Source organism: Vibrio sp. VP6, assembly GCF_028823755.1.
GTDB classification, from domain to species: Bacteria; Pseudomonadota; Gammaproteobacteria; order Enterobacterales; family Vibrionaceae; genus Vibrio; species Vibrio parahaemolyticus.
Genome location: NZ_JAPEID010000044.1, coordinates 1 through 18,354, shown reverse-complemented (window position 1 = coordinate 18,354; position 18,354 = coordinate 1). Strand labels below are relative to the sequence as shown.

The 18,354-nt window shown below is 46.2% G+C and carries 21 protein-coding genes and 1 pseudogene; 17 read left to right on the top strand and 5 right to left on the bottom strand.

What is annotated here, in order from left to right:
* The first annotated feature begins 99 nt into the window (after nucleotides 1-99).
* The 7 genes from OU793_RS20750 to ruvX all read left to right on the top strand — a co-directional run bounded on the left by OU793_RS20750 (nucleotide 100) and on the right by ruvX (nucleotide 5,248).
* Entirely contained in the window at nucleotides 100-897 is a 798-nt protein-coding gene (locus OU793_RS20750) for a DUF2189 domain-containing protein (protein ID WP_005461722.1), read from the top strand.
* Nucleotides 898-963: 66 nt separating this feature from the next.
* Nucleotides 964-1,461 carry a SprT family zinc-dependent metalloprotease gene (locus OU793_RS20745; RefSeq protein ID WP_020835372.1) on the top strand — a complete coding sequence of 166 codons (498 nt, stop codon included), beginning with the start codon at nucleotides 964-966 and terminating at the stop codon, nucleotides 1,459-1,461.
* 119 nt (nucleotides 1,462-1,580) lie between these two features.
* Nucleotides 1,581-2,276 carry a deoxyribonuclease I gene (gene endA, locus OU793_RS20740; protein ID WP_023585351.1) on the top strand — a complete coding sequence of 232 codons (696 nt, stop codon included), beginning with the start codon at nucleotides 1,581-1,583 and terminating at the stop codon, nucleotides 2,274-2,276.
* A 124-nt stretch (nucleotides 2,277-2,400) separates the two neighbouring features.
* Nucleotides 2,401-3,132 (top strand): 16S rRNA (uracil(1498)-N(3))-methyltransferase, encoded by a 732-nt coding sequence (gene rsmE, locus OU793_RS20735; protein WP_005461719.1) that lies wholly within the window; start codon nucleotides 2,401-2,403, stop codon nucleotides 3,130-3,132.
* A 14-nt stretch (nucleotides 3,133-3,146) separates the two neighbouring features.
* Nucleotides 3,147-4,097 (top strand): glutathione synthase, encoded by a 951-nt coding sequence (gene gshB / locus OU793_RS20730; protein WP_005425823.1) that lies wholly within the window; start codon nucleotides 3,147-3,149, stop codon nucleotides 4,095-4,097.
* Between the two features lie 113 nt (nucleotides 4,098-4,210).
* Nucleotides 4,211-4,774: a YqgE/AlgH family protein gene (locus OU793_RS20725; RefSeq protein ID WP_005461717.1), complete on the top strand. Its 564-nt coding sequence runs from the start codon at nucleotides 4,211-4,213 to the stop codon at nucleotides 4,772-4,774.
* A 48-nt stretch (nucleotides 4,775-4,822) separates the two neighbouring features.
* The gene (ruvX, locus tag OU793_RS20720; RefSeq protein ID WP_140360994.1) at nucleotides 4,823-5,248 is read left to right on the top strand and encodes a Holliday junction resolvase RuvX; all 426 of its coding nucleotides are present in this window, start codon (nucleotides 4,823-4,825) and stop codon (nucleotides 5,246-5,248) included.
* A gap of 61 nt (nucleotides 5,249-5,309) precedes the next feature.
* Here ruvX and OU793_RS20715 read toward each other — a convergent pair whose 3' ends face one another.
* Together OU793_RS20715 and OU793_RS20710 are read right to left on the bottom strand one after the other, a co-directional pair.
* On the bottom strand, nucleotides 5,310-6,416 hold the full coding sequence (locus OU793_RS20715) for a PilT/PilU family type 4a pilus ATPase (RefSeq protein WP_005461714.1): 1,107 nt from the start codon (nucleotides 6,414-6,416) through the stop codon (nucleotides 5,310-5,312).
* A gap of 30 nt (nucleotides 6,417-6,446) precedes the next feature.
* The gene (locus OU793_RS20710; RefSeq protein WP_005461712.1) at nucleotides 6,447-7,487 is read right to left on the bottom strand and encodes a type IV pilus twitching motility protein PilT; all 1,041 of its coding nucleotides are present in this window, start codon (nucleotides 7,485-7,487) and stop codon (nucleotides 6,447-6,449) included.
* 28 nt (nucleotides 7,488-7,515) lie between these two features.
* Between OU793_RS20710 and OU793_RS20705 the strand changes: the two genes are divergently transcribed.
* The 7 genes from OU793_RS20705 to hemW all read left to right on the top strand — a co-directional run bounded on the left by OU793_RS20705 (nucleotide 7,516) and on the right by hemW (nucleotide 12,543).
* Entirely contained in the window at nucleotides 7,516-8,229 is a 714-nt protein-coding gene (locus OU793_RS20705; protein ID WP_140103644.1) for a YggS family pyridoxal phosphate-dependent enzyme, read from the top strand.
* A 119-nt stretch (nucleotides 8,230-8,348) separates the two neighbouring features.
* Nucleotides 8,349-9,167, top strand: coding sequence for a pyrroline-5-carboxylate reductase (gene proC, locus OU793_RS20700; RefSeq protein WP_005482485.1), 819 nt, complete (start codon nucleotides 8,349-8,351; stop codon nucleotides 9,165-9,167).
* Between the two features lie 52 nt (nucleotides 9,168-9,219).
* The gene (locus OU793_RS20695; protein ID WP_005482440.1) at nucleotides 9,220-9,777 is read left to right on the top strand and encodes a YggT family protein; all 558 of its coding nucleotides are present in this window, start codon (nucleotides 9,220-9,222) and stop codon (nucleotides 9,775-9,777) included.
* Nucleotides 9,777-10,067, top strand: coding sequence for a DUF167 family protein YggU (yggU, locus tag OU793_RS20690; protein ID WP_005482461.1), 291 nt, complete (start codon nucleotides 9,777-9,779; stop codon nucleotides 10,065-10,067). Before OU793_RS20695 ends, yggU begins: the two co-directional genes overlap by 1 nt.
* Nucleotides 10,068-10,194: 127 nt before the next feature.
* A complete protein-coding gene (locus tag OU793_RS20685) occupies nucleotides 10,195-10,626 on the top strand; it encodes a DUF4426 domain-containing protein (protein WP_005461703.1) in 432 nt (143 codons plus the stop codon).
* 117 nt (nucleotides 10,627-10,743) lie between these two features.
* Nucleotides 10,744-11,346 (top strand): XTP/dITP diphosphatase, encoded by a 603-nt coding sequence (locus OU793_RS20680; RefSeq protein WP_015297295.1) that lies wholly within the window; start codon nucleotides 10,744-10,746, stop codon nucleotides 11,344-11,346.
* Nucleotides 11,347-11,364: 18 nt separating this feature from the next.
* The gene (hemW, locus tag OU793_RS20675) at nucleotides 11,365-12,543 is read left to right on the top strand and encodes a radical SAM family heme chaperone HemW (protein ID WP_005482442.1); all 1,179 of its coding nucleotides are present in this window, start codon (nucleotides 11,365-11,367) and stop codon (nucleotides 12,541-12,543) included.
* 61 nt (nucleotides 12,544-12,604) lie between these two features.
* Here the strand turns inward: hemW and OU793_RS20670 are convergent.
* The 3 genes and pseudogenes from OU793_RS20670 to trmB all read right to left on the bottom strand — a co-directional run bounded on the left by OU793_RS20670 (nucleotide 12,605) and on the right by trmB (nucleotide 15,435).
* Nucleotides 12,605-13,583, bottom strand: a pseudogene (locus OU793_RS20670) (glutaminase).
* Nucleotides 13,584-13,675: 92 nt separating this feature from the next.
* On the bottom strand, nucleotides 13,676-14,704 hold the full coding sequence (locus tag OU793_RS20665) for a TRM11 family methyltransferase (RefSeq protein WP_005482466.1): 1,029 nt from the start codon (nucleotides 14,702-14,704) through the stop codon (nucleotides 13,676-13,678).
* Nucleotides 14,705-14,715: 11 nt separating this feature from the next.
* A complete protein-coding gene (trmB, locus tag OU793_RS20660) occupies nucleotides 14,716-15,435 on the bottom strand; it encodes a tRNA (guanosine(46)-N7)-methyltransferase TrmB (protein WP_005482471.1) in 720 nt (239 codons plus the stop codon).
* A 203-nt stretch (nucleotides 15,436-15,638) separates the two neighbouring features.
* On the opposite strand from trmB, the gene mutY reads away from it, so the two are divergent.
* The 3 genes from mutY to mltC all read left to right on the top strand — a co-directional run bounded on the left by mutY (nucleotide 15,639) and on the right by mltC (nucleotide 18,235).
* Nucleotides 15,639-16,715, top strand: a complete 1,077-nt coding sequence (gene mutY / locus OU793_RS20655; protein ID WP_053046835.1) for an A/G-specific adenine glycosylase — start codon at nucleotides 15,639-15,641, stop codon at nucleotides 16,713-16,715.
* A gap of 19 nt (nucleotides 16,716-16,734) precedes the next feature.
* Nucleotides 16,735-17,007 (top strand): oxidative damage protection protein, encoded by a 273-nt coding sequence (locus tag OU793_RS20650; protein ID WP_005482430.1) that lies wholly within the window; start codon nucleotides 16,735-16,737, stop codon nucleotides 17,005-17,007.
* An 88-nt stretch (nucleotides 17,008-17,095) separates the two neighbouring features.
* Entirely contained in the window at nucleotides 17,096-18,235 is a 1,140-nt protein-coding gene (gene mltC, locus OU793_RS20645; protein ID WP_005490305.1) for a membrane-bound lytic murein transglycosylase MltC, read from the top strand.
* The last annotated feature ends 119 nt before the right edge of the window (nucleotides 18,236-18,354 follow it).

Genomic DNA, 18,354 nt, shown 5'->3' with positions numbered 1-18,354 from the left:
ATACCAAGTCACTGTACTCCTTAAGATAACCATTGAGATTATCGAGTACTGACGACCTTGGTAAGCGTTGACACCGTGGGAATTAATCAAGGAGGAGTTATGCCTCGTACCGTGAATCCATCTGACTTCCAAAGCAAACGAAAGGAAGTGCCAGATAATGAATACGCCAGAACCATTCCGTGTAACACCGTCAATCTGAGTGCACCCTTTCATTGGTTAGCTCTAGGGTTACATGATTTCGTACGTATGCCTCTCATCAGTGCTTTTTACGGCATCTGTTTTATGGCAGCAGCGATTGGTATTGTGCTTCTGGTGCAGTGGCAAGGCACACACTTAGTGGTGATGCCAAGCCTCATAGTCTATATGCTCATAGGTCCGTTTTTAGCACTGGGTCTTTATGATGCAAGTTGGGAGAGAGAACGTGGGCATAAAGCGCGCCTGCTCCATTCAATGAAAGCGATTGGTCGTAACTCCAGCTCACAATGGGCGTTCGCAGTATTGCTCGCCGTCTGTATGATTTTCTGGATGCGTATCGCTGCGCTGCTCCACGCGTTGTACCCATCCGTACAAGGCGCACCACTGACTGAGTTTTTGCCTTTTCTGGTCATAGGTTCATTGGTTGGATTCGTGTTGGCATGTATCGTATTTAGTATCTCTGCGTTTTCGATTCCATTAATGATGGAGCGCCGTGTCGACATGATGACAGCGGTGTTTACTAGCTTTAACGCGGTGAAATCCAATATTCCAGCCATGATTGTTTGGGCAGCGATAATTTGTGGCGGTATATTGATTGGCTTTGCTACCTACGGAATCGGTATGTTGTTTACCATGCCAATTTTGGGCTACGGTACATGGCACGCCTATCATGCAACCATCAAGAAAAAACACACGCCTTAACGGACAAATGCTATGATTCAGCCCTCGCCAACGCGGGGGCTTTTTATTGAATACACCGGAGTATGGATGGACATTGAACTGAGTTATAAAGCCAAGCAAGTCATGGTTGATTGTATCTCTTTGGCACAGCAGGCATTTAAGCGCTCATTCCCTATCCCAAGCATCACATTCAACGTTCGCGGCAAAGCAGCGGGAAAAGCCTACCTTCAATTAAATCAGATTCGTCTCAACCCTATTTTATTTAGAGAAAATCCACAGGCGTTTTTGGAAGAAGTAATTCCTCATGAAGTCGCCCACTTAATCACCTACCAAGTGTACGGCAGAGTTCGGCCACACGGAAAAGAGTGGCGGGGCGTCATGGAATCCGTATTTGGTATTCCTGCCAACACCACACACCGCTTTGAAGTTACCTCAGTCCAGGGTAAGACGTTTGAGTATCGTTGCGGCTGCATGACCTACCCGCTCTCGATTCGCCGACACAATAAAGTACTGCGCAAAGAGGCAACCTACTCCTGTCAAAAATGCCACCAGCCTTTGAATTTTACAGGTGTTCAACTTTCTTAATTTCTCCGGTGAGAAACAGCGGCGATCACTTGTTTATTTTTATTATTAACAGACTCATTACGAAAGCCAATCTCTGAGTGGTAGAATGATTAAAGTCATACTTTTTAAAGACTTTAATCATGAAATACTTGTTTACTCTGTTTCTCTTTGTTCTTTCTACTTCCGCTTTTTCTGCCCCTCCTAGCTCATTTTCTGCCGCCAAACGTGAAGCGGTGAAAATCTATCAAGACCACCCAAGCAGTTTTTACTGCGGTTGTGATATCCAGTGGCAAGGCAAAAAAGGGGTTCCTGACTTAGCCTCTTGCGGTTACCAAGTTCGCAAACAAGAAAAACGCGCAGCTCGCATTGAATGGGAACATGTGGTTCCTGCCTGGCAATTCGGCCACCAGCTCCAGTGTTGGCAAAGCGGTGGGCGTAAAAACTGTTCGCGCAACGACACGGCTTTTAAACTCATGGAAGCGGATTTACACAACCTGACCCCAGCGGTTGGTGAGGTGAACGGTGACCGTTCTAACTTCAACTTCAGCCAATGGAACGGCATGGATGGTGTCAGCTATGGCCGCTGCGACATGCAAGTGAACTTCAAGCAACGCAAAGTAATGCCACCCGACAGAGCTCGCGGCTCGATTGCACGTACATACCTGTATATGAGCAAGGAGTACGGATTCAAACTATCCAAACAGCAAACTCAGCTAATGAGTGCTTGGAACAAAACCTATCCGGTAGACAAATGGGAATGTGAGCGTGACGAGCGCATCGCCAAAGTACAAGGTAACCACAACCCGTTTGTTCAAGAGGCTTGCCGCGCACTGTAAAAACACAAGCGCACCCGAGCTTTGTTTGAGGCGTTTCCTTCATTCGAAACGCCTCTTGCCCCTTGTTTTTTCGGTGGAAAGCATCCATGTTAGGAACTAAGTTTATTCTCTTGCTGGAAATCTCATGCGTATCCCTCGAATTTATCATCCAGAAACCATTCATCAACTTGGCACCATCGCTTTAAGTGAAGACGCTGCAGGCCATATCGGCCGAGTACTTCGCATGAAAGAAGGCCAAGAAGTTCTATTATTTGACGGCAGTGGCGCAGAGTTCCCAGCAGTGATCAGTGAAGTCAGTAAAAAGAACGTTCTCGTTGACGTGACTGAGCGCGTCGAAAGCAACATTGAATCCCCTCTCGACTTACATCTTGGCCAAGTCATTTCACGTGGCGATAAGATGGAGTTCACCATCCAGAAATCAGTAGAGCTTGGCGTTAATACCATCACACCACTTATTTCTGAACGTTGTGGCGTAAAGCTGGATCAAAAACGTTTTGAGAAAAAGCTCGCGCAGTGGCAGAAGATTGCGATCAGTGCGTGTGAACAATGTGGTCGCAACGTTGTACCAGAAATTCGCCCAATCATGAGCTTGGAACAGTGGTGCCAAGAAGAGTACGATGGTCTAAAGCTCAACCTTCACCCTCGTGCAAAATACTCAATCAACACCCTGCCGACACCTGTAGAGAAAGTGCGTCTTCTGATCGGCCCTGAAGGCGGTTTGTCTTCAGAAGAGATCGACATGACTCGCGAATACCAATTTGAAGAGACGCTACTCGGCCCCCGCGTTCTACGCACCGAAACTGCGGCTTTGACAGCAATTACAGCCTTACAAGTTCGTTTCGGCGATCTTGGTTAAAACGGAGAAAAATAATGATCAAACTCGGTATTGTAATGGACCCAATCTCGTCCATTAACATCAAGAAAGACTCTAGCTTTGCCATGATGCTTGAAGCGCAACGCCGCGGCTATGAAATCCACTACATGGAAATGAACGATCTTCACCTAGACCAAGGCAAAGCGATTGCCGACACTAAAGTGGTTGAGCTGAAAGAAGATCCAAACGGCTGGTACGAGTTCAAATCTGAGCAGACGATCGAACTGTCTGAGCTCGACGCGGTACTCATGCGCAAAGATCCTCCATTTGATACCGAGTACATCTACGCGACTTACATTCTTGAGCGTGCTGAAGAACAAGGCGCATTGATCGTTAACAAACCTCAAAGCCTACGCGACTGCAACGAAAAACTGTTTACCGCTTGGTTCCCAGAACTTACGCCAACCACAATCGTGACACGCAAAGCAGAAAAAATTAAAGCCTTCCGTGAAGAACATGGCGATGTGATCCTAAAACCTCTTGATGGTATGGGCGGCGCTTCAATTTTCCGCGTAAAAGAAAACGATCCAAACGTGTCGGTGATCATCGAGACGCTGACTAACCATGGTCAAAACTACGCGATGGCGCAAACCTTCGTGCCAGACATCAGCAATGGTGATAAACGTATTCTTGTTGTTGACGGTGAACCGATGCCTTACTGTCTTGCGCGCATTCCTGCTAAAGGCGAAACGCGCGGCAACCTAGCCGCTGGTGGTACTGGTGAAGCTCGTCCGCTAAGCGAAACAGATATGAAGATTGCTCAAGCTGTTGCTCCGACTCTAAAAGAAAAAGGGCTTATCTTTGTTGGTCTTGATGTGATTGGCGACAAGCTAACTGAAATCAACGTGACTAGCCCAACTTGTATTCGTGAAATCGAAGCGGCATTCGACATTTCTATCACTGGCAAACTGATGGATGCCATTGAACGTCGTGTGAAAGGCGAATAACTGAATTTATAGTACAGTTATAGTAGAGAACCAGACATTATCTTAAGCAAACTCATGCACATAGTCGCGAGTTTGCTTAAGTGCATTTACGAGTCTTAAAGGTCGGTATGAGAATGAACCTCACAAACCATTTTTTAGTAGCCATGCCTGGAATGAAAGATCCGTATTTCCAGAATAGCGTTATCTACGTTTGTGAACATAACGAAGAAGGCGCTATGGGCCTGATGATCAACGCGCCTGTTGATATCACCGTAGGCAACATGCTCAAGCAAGTTGACGTGCAGCCTGTTCACCCGCGCCTGTTTGAAGCCAGCTTAGATAGACCCGTCTACAATGGCGGTCCAATCTCAGAAGACCGTGGTTTTATTCTACATAAACCGAAAGATTACTATGAATCCAGCATTCAAATGACCGATGACCTTGCTGTCACCACTTCGCGAGATATTCTTTCCGTATTGGGGACAGAGGCAGAGCCAAGTGACTATTTGGTTGCTCTTGGTTATTCCGGTTGGAGTGCCGGTCAGTTAGAAAATGAACTGGTTGAAAACTCTTGGCTAACCATCGAAGCCACACCAGAAATCATCTTCGATACGCCCATTACAGAGCGCTGGAAAAAAGCGGTAGAAAAGCTAGGTATCGACCCAAGCCAATTGTCGGCAGACGCAGGTCATGCGTAACGCAACTGCCTTCCTTAACTTCCACTTCATTAAGATTTGAGACACTGTATGTCACGCACAATAATGGCCTTCGACTTCGGTACTAAAAGTATTGGTAGCGCGATTGGTCAAGAAATCACTGGCACCGCTTCACCACTGAAAGCGTTTAAAGCCAATGATGGCATTCCAAATTGGGATGACATCGAAAAACAAATTAAAGAATGGCAGCCAGACTTATTGGTCGTAGGCTTGCCAACGGATTTGCATGGTAAAGATTTAGAAACCATCACCCCGCGAGCGAAAAAATTCGCGAAGCGTCTGCAAGGTCGTTATGGCTTGCCTGTTGAATTGCATGATGAGCGCTTATCAACTTCAGAAGCGCGTGCAGAATTGTTCAGTATGGGTGGCTACAAAGCCTTATCGAAAGGCAATATCGACTGCCAATCTGCCGTGGTCATTCTGGAGAGTTGGTTTGAAGCGCTTTGGGGTAAATAAACCTCGCAAGCACAATGAAAAAGGTTGGCAGAAGCCAACCTTTTTTGTGTCTTGAATACGCTTAATCCATATCGATTTTGACGTTGGCAAGACTGCCTGTAGAGAACGGCTCACCACGCTGTGTTTTCAGCATTAAACGAAGATCGTTGGCAGAATCCGCACTGTGCAGTGCATCCTCTTCGCTGATCTTACCTTGCATCACCAACTTGTAGAGCGATTGGTCAAACGTCAGCATGCCAAACTCATTGGATCGTGCCATGGTTGATTTCAATTCGTGTAAATCACCACGACGGATCAAATCCGACACTCGTGGGCTGTTTAGCAAGATCTCAAACACACCATGACGCCCTTGACCATTCTTATCACGGATCAGCTGCTGACCAATCACGCCTTTTAGGTTCATCGACAAATCAAACAAGAATTGCTCTTTTTGATCTTTAGGCACCAAATGGAGAATACGTTCTAACGCTTGGTTGGCGTTGTTGGCGTGCAACGTTGCCATACACAAGTGACCCGTTTCGGCGAAGGTCATCGCGTATTCCATCGTTTCTCGGCTACGGATCTCACCAATCAAAATCATATCAGGCGCTTGGCGCAACGAGTTTTTCAGTGCGACTTCATAACTTTCGGTATCCAAGCCCACCTCACGCTGAGTCACGATACAACGCTTATGCTCATGCACAAATTCGATCGGATCTTCGACCGTCAAGATGTGACCGGTTTTGTTGCTGTTTCGATAGCCCGTCATCGCCGCCATCGTGGTCGATTTACCCGAGCCAGTCGCGCCGACCACCAGCACCAAACCACGCTTGGCAATCGCTAAGTCTTGCAGCACTAAAGGCAATTTTAACTGCTCAAAAGTAGGAATAATGGTTTCGATACGGCGAATGACTGCTCCCGGCAGTTCTCGCTGAAAAAAAGCACTAACACGGAAGCGACCACAATCTCTGACGATAGCAAAATTTGATTCGCGGCTTTTGCGAAACTCCTGACGCCGATCCGGATCCATTGCGCTATCAAGCAACTTTGCAACATCATGTTCGGTGAGTTTCTCCCCTTGCGGACGCAATTCGCCATCCACACGAAATAGAATTGGCGCACCAACCGTGATGTAAAGATCCGACGCTTTTAGCGTCAACATACCTTCAAGAAATTTATTCAGATCCATCTTCCGTATTCACCATTATCTGTATGAGCGTTACGAGAATTGCTGCACTTCAAGCCCAATCTTGCTGTCGACTTCTTCGCGCGAAACCATACCTTGCGCCATCAACTGACGGGCATTTTGTTCCATGGTTTGCATTCCATGCGCGGCACCCGTTTGAATGATTGAGTACATCTGCGCGACTTTGTCTTCGCGAATCAAGTTACGAATAGCGGGCGTTGCCATCATGATTTCGTGACAAGCGATACGACCACCGCCATTACGTTTCAACAGTTTTTGCGCGATAACTGAACGAAGGGATTCAGACAACATGGAACGCACCATGTCTTTGTCACTACCTGGGAACACATCGATGATACGGTCGATGGTTTTTGCTGCTGAACTGGTGTGCAACGTACCGAAAACTAGGTGACCCGTTTCCGCCGCCGTTAACGCTAGGCTGATGGTTTCTTTGTCACGCATCTCACCGACAAGGATCACATCTGGGTCTTCACGCAATGCGCTGCGTAGCGCGTTTTGGAAGCTATGGGTATCACGGTGAACCTCACGTTGGTTGATCAAACACTTATTGTTGTTGTGAACAAATTCAATCGGATCTTCAATTGTGAGGATATGCTTGTTGTGATTACGGTTAATGTAGTCAACAATGGCTGCTAAGGTTGTCGATTTACCAGAACCCGTTGGGCCAGTAACCAAAACCAAACCTTTTTCAGCATTCGCGATTTTTTTGAAGATCTCTGGCGCTTCTAGCTCTTCCAGAGTTGGGATGCTACTTGGGATGGTACGGAACACTGCCGCACAACCGCGAGATTGGTTGAAAGCGTTGACACGAAAACGGCCAACGTTATGCAATTCAAAAGAGAAATCGACTTCGAGTTTTTCTTCGAACTCACTGCGCTGGGCATCGTTCATGATTTCAAAAACCAAACGATGCACTTCTTGGTGTGTAAACGCTGGAATGCCCAGTTTTCTCACATCACCATCAATACGAACCATTGGTGGTACACCTGCAGAAAGATGTAGATCCGAAGCATTATGTTTTACACTAAAATCCAGTAACTCAGTGATATCCATTTAAAATCCTTAAGTCTAAAGTACAGCTATGAGTAGTATTCAACAAAATATTGAACATATCACCTCTCAAATTCGACGCGACGAACAAAAATGTGGTCGATCTCCAGAGTCAGTGCAACTTCTAGCGGTAAGCAAAACTAAACCTGTCGAGGCAATTCTCGAAGCCTACCAAGCGGGACAAACCGCGTTTGGTGAAAACTACGTCCAAGAAGGCGTCAGTAAAGTTCAGCACTTTGCCGAGCATTATCCAGATAATCGAATCGAATGGCACTTCATTGGCCCGATTCAATCGAATAAATCGCGACTTGTTGCTGAACATTTCGATTGGGTTCACACCATTGATCGCGCTAAGATCGCACAGCGACTCAATGAGCAACGTCCGCAAGAACTCAAACCACTGCAAGTGCTGATTCAAGTCAACACCAGTGGCGAAGATTCCAAATCTGGCGTTAGTGACGCAGAAATATTCGAACTGGCTGAGTTGATTTCTCGCCTTCCCAACCTCACTTTAAGAGGATTGATGTCGATTCCTGCGAACGTGTCAGACTACGACGCCCAGCTTCGTGAATTCGAGAAGCTAGCGACACTGAAGCAAGCCCTTGAACAGCAATACCCAGAAATCGATACCTTATCGATGGGCATGACTGGCGACATGACTGCTGCGATTGAAGCAGGCAGCACCATGGTTCGTATCGGAACGGCTATCTTTGGCGCGCGAGACTACAGCACGAAAAGTGAATAGTCATTTAAGAGCGAAAATGCTTAATTGATACCGCGATGAAACAGCGGTTAACGCAAAGCGGCGCCATTATACACCTGAGCGCACAATAAATCGTAAATATCATGATGGAAATCAGACAAATGGAACATAAAAAGATCGCCTTTATCGGTGCGGGAAACATGGTCAGAGCCATTGTTTCTGGCCTCGTGGCTAACGGCTACCCTGCACAAAACATTGTTGCAACCGCCCCATCAGAGGCGCGTCGTCTGCCGCTTGAGCAAGATTTTGGTATCCGTACCACCAGCGACAACATGCTGGCAGCGTCCGAGGCCGATGTGGTGGTTCTGTCTGTGAAACCACAAATGATGGCGGATGTTTGTAAACCTCTGCAATCTATCGACTTTAGCAACAAGCTCGTGATTTCTATTGCGGCAGGCATCAATTGTTCACGTTTGGATGAGATGCTAGCGACAAAATTGAATTTGGTTCGCGTAATGCCAAACACTCCATCTCAGTTGGGTTTGGGCATGAGTGGCTTATTCGCTCCAGAACATGTCAAAGAACAAGACAGAGCCTTTGCCGCAGAACTGATGCAAGCAGTTGGTAAAGTGTGCTGGGTGGAACAAGAATCAGGCATCAACAATGTGATTGCAGCAGCAGGCAGCGCTCCGGCATACTTCTTCCTGTTTATGGAAGCGATGCAAGCTGAAGCGATAGCTCAAGGTTTTGATAAAGAAACGGCTCGTTTGTTGGTTCAACAAGCAGCGCTGGGTGCGGCAAGTATGGTGGTGAGCAATCCAGACACTGAACTGTCGACACTGCGTGAAAACGTAACTTCGAAAGGCGGCACAACCGCCGAAGCACTTCGTACATTCAACGAACATCAGTTAACGGACATCGTTGCAAAAGCCATGCAAGCTGCGGTTGCTCGCGCAGAAGAAATGGAAAAACTGTTTTAATTATCTGGATGATTCTCAAGAAACATCATCCACTACTTGTTAAGGGTACCTTATGAATTCAATGAGTTTTCTCATCTCAACCCTATTTGACCTGTATATCATGGTCGTGATTTTGCGAATTTGGTTGCAAGCTGCACGTGCAGATTTCTACAACCCGTTCTCGCAATTTATCGTAAAAGCGACTCAGCCAGTCATTGGCCCACTGCGTCGTGTTATTCCATCTATCGGCAATATTGACCTTGCAACGGTTCTGTTCGCTTACGTGCTGTGTGTATTGAAATTTGTCGCGCTGATTTTGATTGCGTCTAACGGATCTGTCTCTTTCAGCGTTGATTTCCTATTCTTGGGTTTGTTATCGCTACTAAAAGCTGCTGGTGGCCTTCTGTTCTGGGTATTGTTGATTCGCGCAATCCTAAGCTGGGTGAGCCAAGGTCGTAGCCCAATTGAATACGTGTTCCATCAATTAACCGAGCCAATGTGCGCACCAATTCGTCGCGTGCTTCCTGCTTTTGGCGGCTTGGATTTGAGCGTGCTGGTTCTGTTCATCGGTTTGCAATTCGCAAACTTCTTGATGGGCGATATTATTGGTCCTATTTGGTTCCAACTGTAATGTCCGCAGCAGTTTGGCAAGATGGCGAGGACATCGTCCTTAAGCTTTATATTCAACCAAAAGCAAGCCGCGATAAGATCGTCGGCTTGCACGGTGAAGAGCTCAAAATCGCCATCACTGCACCGCCTGTCGATGGCAAAGCCAATGCTCACCTCACTAAGTTCTTAGCCAAGCAGTTCAAAATCGCTAAGGGTTTGGTTCACATAGAAAAAGGTGAACTAGGACGGCACAAACAAATTCGGATAGAATCGCCCGTACAGATACCCGCTGAAGTAAAAGCCATCTTATGATGGCTTTTTATTTATAATTTTGTACCACACTTACTAGTACCAACTATCGGACATGCTTTTTTAACCTGCCACTCGGGTAAAATTGCAACTATGGTTGGCTCATAACGAGTGCTTTGAGGAAGTAACAATGAGCAAATGGATTACCGCATTACTGATCAGTCTGTTGTCATTACCGACCTTTGCTGAACAGTTCAAAAACATGAAAGACATCGAAGTACACTATGTGGCTTTTAACTCGACTTTCCTGACACCTAAAGTCGCTCGCAGCTATGACATCAAACGTAATGGTTACGTGGCTGTAGTGAACATCAGCGTGTTAGACAGCGCCTCTTTAGGTAAGCCAGCGGTCGAGGCGAAGGTAGGCGGACATGCGAAAAACTTAATTGGTCAAACTCAAAAGTTGACCTTTCGTGAAATTAAAGAAGGTGAAGCCATTTACTACTTAGCCGAGCTGCCAATTACTCACGAAGAAACTTTTACCTTCGATATTGACGTTAAAGCTGGAAACAAAGGCTCAGGTAAGCTTAAATTCACCCAGAAATTTTTTGTCGAAGAGTAATTGGGTTGTAATGATCTAAATGCTTTTTGATCTAAGTAGGCCAAAAGCCTCTATCAGTTCCAGAATATCTAGAGGAGAACGATTTGTTCTCCTCTATCACTATTAAAAGAGATTCCCATGAAAAAAATTGTGCTAGCAACAGGCAACCAAGGCAAAGTTCGCGAGATGGCAGATCTACTGTCTGACTTCGGTTTTGAAGTATTAGCGCAAAGTGAATTCAACGTATCAGAAGTTGCTGAAACAGGCACCACATTCATTGAGAACGCAATCATTAAAGCTCGCCATGCCGCGCAAGAAACTGGCTTACCAGCGATTGCAGATGATTCTGGTCTGGAAGTCGATTTCCTAAAAGGTGCACCAGGCATCTACTCAGCACGTTACGCAGGCGAAAAAGCCTCTGACCAAGAAAACTTAGAGAAATTGCTAGCCGCAATGGAAGGCGTGCCAGAAGCAGAGCGTACCGCGCGTTTCCACTGCGTATTGGTATTGATGCGTCACGAAAACGATCCAACGCCTATCGTTTGTCATGGCAAATGGGAAGGTCGCATTCTGACTGAAGCACATGGAGAAAATGGCTTTGGTTACGACCCTATCTTCTTCGTACCAGAAGATAATTGTGCGTCAGCAGAGCTAGAGCCGGCACGTAAAAAGCAGTTGTCTCACCGCGGTAAAGCACTGAAATCACTGTTTGCTCAGTTATCAGTGCAAACCGCACAGTAAGATCGAGTGAACTTGTCCATGTTAACGCCCCCAGCACTCAGCTTGTATGTACACATCCCATGGTGTGTACAAAAGTGCCCTTATTGCGACTTTAACTCCCATGCGCTTAAAGCGGAGATCCCAGAAGAAGAGTACATCAGTGCCCTTCTAGAAGATCTGGATACCGATATTGATAAGTACCGCTTAAATGACGCACCGCGTCCGCTGCATTCCATCTTCATTGGCGGTGGTACGCCAAGTTTGATTTCTGCAGAAGGCATTGAGCGTTTGCTAAAAGGCATCGAAGCGCGAATTCCATTCAAGCCAGACATTGAAATCACTATGGAAGCAAACCCTGGCACCATCGAAGCAGAGCGTTTCGTGGGTTATCGTAAAGCGGGCGTCACGCGAATTTCCATCGGAGTTCAAAGCTTTGAGCAGGAGAAGTTGGAGCGTCTAGGACGAATTCATGGTCAAGACGAAGCCGTTAATGCAGCGAAACTTGCCCATCAAATTGGTTTGAACAGCTTTAACCTCGACTTAATGCACGGCTTACCCGATCAAAGCATCGAACAAGCGCTAGCCGATTTGGACAAAGCGATTGAGCTCGCACCGCCGCACCTGTCTTGGTATCAGCTCACCATCGAACCAAACACCATGTTCTACTACAAGCCACCGACACTACCAGATGACGATGACTTGTGGGACATCTTCGAACAAGGGCATGAAAAGCTAGCAGCAGCAGGTTACGTTCAGTACGAAATCTCTGGCTACAGCAAACCGGGCTATCAGTGTCAGCACAACCTGAATTACTGGCGCTTTGGTGATTACCTCGGCATCGGCTGTGGCTCGCATGGCAAATTGAGTTTCGCTGATGGCCGCATCATTCGTACCACGAAAGTGAAGCATCCTCGTGGCTACTTGGCCGCTTATCAAAATATGGTAAAACCGTATTTGCATACCGAGCAGCTCGTTGCCGATGAAGACCGCCCATTTGAGTTCTTCATGAACCGCTTCCGCTTGATGGAAGCGTGTCCGAAGCAAGATTATGTGGATACCACGGGCTTACCGCTCAGTACCATTCAAGACACCATTGATTGGGCGTTGGAGATGGGCTATTTGAGTGAAACGGAGACGCACTGGCAGATCACCGAGAAAGGAAAGCTGTTCCTCAACGACTTACTTGAAGCCTTTATGGCAGAAGAAGACGAAGAGTAAACCACGCGAACTACAAAAAAGCCTCTCAGACGAGAGGCTTTTTGTATAGAAACAGTTAACACTAAAAAATCGAACGGCCAATTCGCTCAGAGAGCAGTTCCAATGCTTTCGTACCCGCCAATGAGTTCCCTGACGCATCAAGTTCTGGAGACCAAACCGCAATGGTCATTTCACCCGGCACTACGGCAATAATACCGCCGCCAACGCCAGATTTACCCGGCATACCCACACGGTAAGCAAACTCACCGGCACCATCGTATAAACCACAAGTTGCGAGCAATGCATTCAGTTGCTTCGTTTGTGTTGGTGACACCACTGGCTTGCCCGTTTGCACGGAAGTGCCTTTGTTGGCTAGGTAGCTAAAGGTTTTTGCTAAGTCCACACAGCTCATCTTTAAAGCACAGGCATGGAAGTAGTTTTGTAGCACAGGAATAACCTCGTTTTCGAAGTTCCCGAATGAACGCATTAGGTAAGCAATCGCCGCGTTGCGATCGCCGTGCATCATTTCCGACGCGGCCACGACTTTGTCGTAGACAATGTGAGTATCGCCCGACAACTGACGAACAAACTCAAGTAAGGACTTTGTCGTAGACAATGTGAGTATCGCCCGACAACTGACGAACAAACTCAAGTAAGCGCTGACGAGGTGCGGACAAACGACTTTGCAGCAAGTCAGCCACAACAATTGCACCCGCGTTAATAAACGGGTTGCGTGGAATACCCTGTTCCATCTCCAACTGAATCAGCGAGTTAAACGCCTGACCTGATGGCTCTTTACCAACTCTTGCCCAAATTTCTTCTTGTTTGTACAAGCACATGGCCAACGTTAGGCTCAGTGCTTTCGAAATAGACTGAATAGAAAAAGACTCATCGGCATCGCCAGCCTTAATCACTTCACCTTCATTGGTGTATACCGCAATAGCTAATTTATTATTCGGTACTTTTGCCAGAGCCGGAATGTAGTCCGCCACTTTTCCTTGGCCGATCAAAGGGCGTACTTCCGCCAGAATATCTGTCAAAATTTCCGCTGTCGGTTTCATTGTCTACCTTCTTGTCACAAGAGTATTCGCTCAGAGGTAAAAAAAGCCAACAGAGCGTTGGCTTTTCATCGGATTAGTTATCGAAGATTCGATTATGGTTTCACTGCCACAATAATATTGCGGTTGATAGATTGATCAACACGGTGAAGATAACCGATGTAAGGCTCTTCTGAAAGTACCTTCCACCCTTGCTCTTCAAATAATGCCGCGACATCTTTCCATTTCAACGTGAATTCATTGAAAGACAGCACCACAGAACCTTGTTTTTTCAGTACCACTTTCCATGCAGGCAGAGCCTCTTTCAAAAGCTCTAGTGGGCTACGGTTCAGCTTGCTGTCTTTGGCATTTTTGCTACCGTGTTGCACACCATAAGGTAGGTCAGACACCATGACGTCAACCGAGTTTTTCTTCACAACTTGGTCAGCGATGCGGGTATCTGCTGAATACAACTTCATGGTTTGAAGATTACCCTGGAGGTAGTCTTCTTTACTTGCAGCCGCTTCAACAACGAAGCCATCTGCCACTTTCTTGCCACCAGAAGTGCGCTTTTCTTTGCTCACTTTGTGCTTGAAGCGGCCATTCTTCATAAACTTAACGATGAAGGTTTGGATCTCTTGAACCCACTTCTGGTTGATCTCCACACCCACGACATTCAAGCCATGGATCAAACCTTCAAACAGTGTTGTACCCTTACCACACATTGGATCCATCAGCGTTAGCTGCGTGCTGTCAGTATTTGCAGCACTCACGCCAAGGTTAACCATCAAGCGAGTAAACTGCTCATTGGTTTTACCTGTATAACGCAGGATCTGGCTCATGCTCTCAGGGAAAGTATTGAATGCAGGCGCCTGAATTGGACGAAGCAAACCATCTTCACGCACTTCAAACAGCGCGTAATAGATAGAAGATGCGGCAATCTTACGAGACTGCGCTTCACTTAACGCCTGCTCACAAGAAAACACCAGCGCCGCAGGTAAACCCACGTCTTTGCTGCCAATTTCAGTCACTTCAACACCTTCAGAGGCCAAAATCGCTTTGAGCTCTGAGCATGCAATGGTCATTGCGCTATCAAAGTAAATTCGGTTGTGACCCGGATTCGCTAATATCGCGTAGTGGTACATCAACTGACTCCTTAAGCAATGCGTTTGTATTTAATATCCCACACACCGTGACCTAGACGGTGACCGCGAGCTTCAAACTTCGTCAGTGGACGATCTTCAGGACGAGGTACAAAGTCACCGTCTTGCGCAATATTTTCGAAACCTGGCGCTTGGTTCATGATTTCAATCATGTGCTCCGCGTAGTTTTCCCAGTCTGTTGCCATGTGGAAAATGCCTTCGTTCGGGATAAGCTTTTGACGAACCATTTCAGCAAACTCAAGCTGCACGATACGACGCTTGTGGTGACGCTTTTTGTGCCAAGGGTCTGGGAAGAATAATTGTAGCGTAGCAAGGCTGTCATTTGGGATCATGTGCTCAAACACTTCAACCGCATCGTGACACATTACGCGAAGATTAGTGATACCCGCTTCGCGTGCATCAGAAAGACAAGCACCAACACCTGGGCTATGTACTTCAATACCGAAGAAGTTTTTCTCAGGCGCATTCTTTGCCATTTCAACCAATGAAGCACCCATACCAAAACCGATTTCTAGTACAACTGGATTATCGTTACCAAACACTTCTTTCCAATCAAGAAGTTCTGCTTTGTAGTCGATACCCATTGTTGGCCAGCACTCGTTCATCGCGTTCTCTTGGCCTTTCGTTAGACGACCTTCGCGACGTACAAAACTGCGGATTTTACGGATAAGCTTGCCGTCTTCGTTGTATTCGTTAGTGGTTACTTCACTCATTGATTTTGCCTGCACATTGATTAATCAAAGCGGGGATTATCCAAAGAATTTACTCGGGTGCAAGTATTTGTTGAGCTTGTGGCCTATCACTACCCAAAAGCCATCACACCCCCTGTAATATCCCCACTGTTTACCAGTTGTACTTCTTACCCATTCTGTGGTGCAATTTTGCCCCTAACCAATAATAGAATACAGAGCAAGTCGTGACCCCTTTCGCCAGTGCCATCTTAGAATGGTATGACGCATACGGAAGAAAAGATCTTCCGTGGCAACAAAACAAAACCGCATACAGTGTCTGGTTGTCTGAAATCATGCTTCAGCAAACACAGGTCACTACCGTTATTCCTTATTACCAACGCTTCTTGGAACGCTTTCCGACTGTCATCGACCTTGCAAACGCAGAGCAAGATGAAGTGCTACACCTTTGGACTGGCCTAGGTTATTACGCGCGTGCTCGCAACCTTCATAAAGCAGCTAAAGAGGTCGCCCATAAATACAGTGGCGAGTTTCCACTTAATCTAGAACAAATGAATGCGCTTCCTGGAATTGGTCGCTCAACCGCAGCAGCCGTATTGTCATCGGTACACAAGCAGCCGCATGCCATTCTTGATGGCAACGTAAAACGAACGCTATCACGCTGCTTTGCTGTAGAAGGTTGGCCAGGCCAGAAGAAAGTTGAAAATCAGTTATGGGAAATTGCCGAAGCGCATACTCCGCAAACTGATGTAGATAAGTATAACCAAGCCATGATGGACATGGGGGCGATGGTTTGTACCCGCAGCAAACCTAAGTGCACCCTATGCCCTGTTGCTGATTTATGTGTGGCGAAAAAACAAGGGAACGTGCTCGACTACCCGGGTAAAAAACCGAAGAAAGAAAAACCGATCAAACAAACCCGCTTCGTGATGCTTCATCACCACAATGAGAACGGACACGAAGTATGGCTAGAACAAAGACCACAAACTGGTATTTGGGGAGGTTTATTTTGCTTCCCACAAACCGAACATGTGGACGTCGAAAGCGATATCGATTTACTACTTGAGCAACGTGGCATAAAAGCCAGCGACATCAACAAGCAGGAAACGTTAATCACGTTTCGCCATACATTTAGTCATTACCACCTAGATATCACACCGATTTTGATTGACCTGTCAAAGCAACCCGATGTGGTAATGGAAGGCAGCAAAGGTCTTTGGTATAACTTATCTCAACCTGAAGAAGTGGGCTTAGCCGCACCAGTAAAACTTTTATTGGAAGCGCTACCTCACGAACTTCGTTAATTGAATACAAGGAGTCATTATGAGCCGCACTGTGTTTTGTGCTCGACTAAAGAAAGAAGGCGAAGGTCTGGACTTTCAACTTTACCCTGGTGAACTAGGTAAACGCATTTTCGATAACATCTCGAAAGAAGCTTGGGCTCAGTGGCAACACAAACAAACCATGTTGATCAACGAGAAAAAACTCAACATGATGGATCCCGAGCATCGTAAACTGCTCGAAACCGAAATGGTGAACTTCCTATTCGAAGGCAAAGACGTTCACATTGAAGGTTACACACCACCAAGCGAATAAAGCCAATTTGTTCAAAAGCAATGACATCACAACCTAAACTGTGATGTCATTTTTCCTCCAGCGCCTTGTCCTCATCACCTAAAAACTTATGAAGAAAATTGCTTTTATTGCCACCGCTCTCTTATTGGCAGGCTGTAGCCGCGAATTCGTCGAAAAAATTTATGACGTTAACTACGAGCCAACCAACCGCTTTGCAAACAACCTAGCAGAGCTACCAGGCCAGTTTGAGAAAGATACCGCCGCACTCGATGCGTTGATCAATAGCTTCTCAGGCAATATCAAAAAGCGTTGGGGACAACGTGAAGTGAAGTTCGCAGGTAAAAGTAACTACGTTAAGTACATCGACAATTATTTAAGTCGGGCAGAAGTGGATTTCCAGAAAGGTCTTATCACTATCGAGACCGTTTCTCCGACCGAACCACAAAAACACTTGAAGAACGCGATCATCACCACATTGCTAACGCCAGATGATCCAGCAAACGTCGACTTGTTCTCATCGAAAGAGATAAAACTCGAAGGCCAACCCTTTTTGTACAAACAGGTGCTCGATCAAGATAAAAAGCCCATTCAATGGTCATGGCGCGCTAATCGCTTCGCAGACTACCTGATTGCCAATAACATCAAAACCAAAGATGTAGACTTTAAAAAAGCGTATTACGTTGAAATTCCAATGGTAGAGGATCACTTCTCTCAGCGTAGTTACCAATATGCGGATATCGTGCGTCGCGCATCAAAAAAATACGACATTCCTGAAGATCTGATTTACGCCATCATCAAAACCGAGAGCAGTTTTAACCCTTACGCAGTAAGTTGGGCCAATGCTTATGGATTGATGCAAGTAGTGCCCAAAACCGCTGGTCGTGATGTATTTAAGCTCGTAAAGAACAAATCAGGACAACCTAGTCCAGAGTATTTGTTCAACCCAGAAAACAATATTGACACAGGAACCGCCTACTTCTACATCCTCAAAAACCGTTATTTACGCGAAGTTCAGCATCCAACTTCGTTAGAGTACAGTATGATTTCCGCTTACAACGGTGGAACTGGTGGTGTTTTAAACACATTTAATCGCAGTGACCGAAAACGCGCGATGCGAGATCTCAATTCTTTGCAACCCAACCAAGTTTATTGGGCGCTAACTAAGAAACATCCGAACGCTGAAGCGCGTCGTTACCTAGAAAAAGTTACAAATTTCAAAAAGGAATTTAACTCTGAGCACACTTTGTAATGACAGTTGAATAAAAAGCGTTCGAACAACCACTTTTTTGAAATTATTTAAAAAAAGTGGTTGACGCAAAGCGGGAAAATCCGTTTAATAGCGCTCCGTTGCCCGGATAGCTCAGTCGG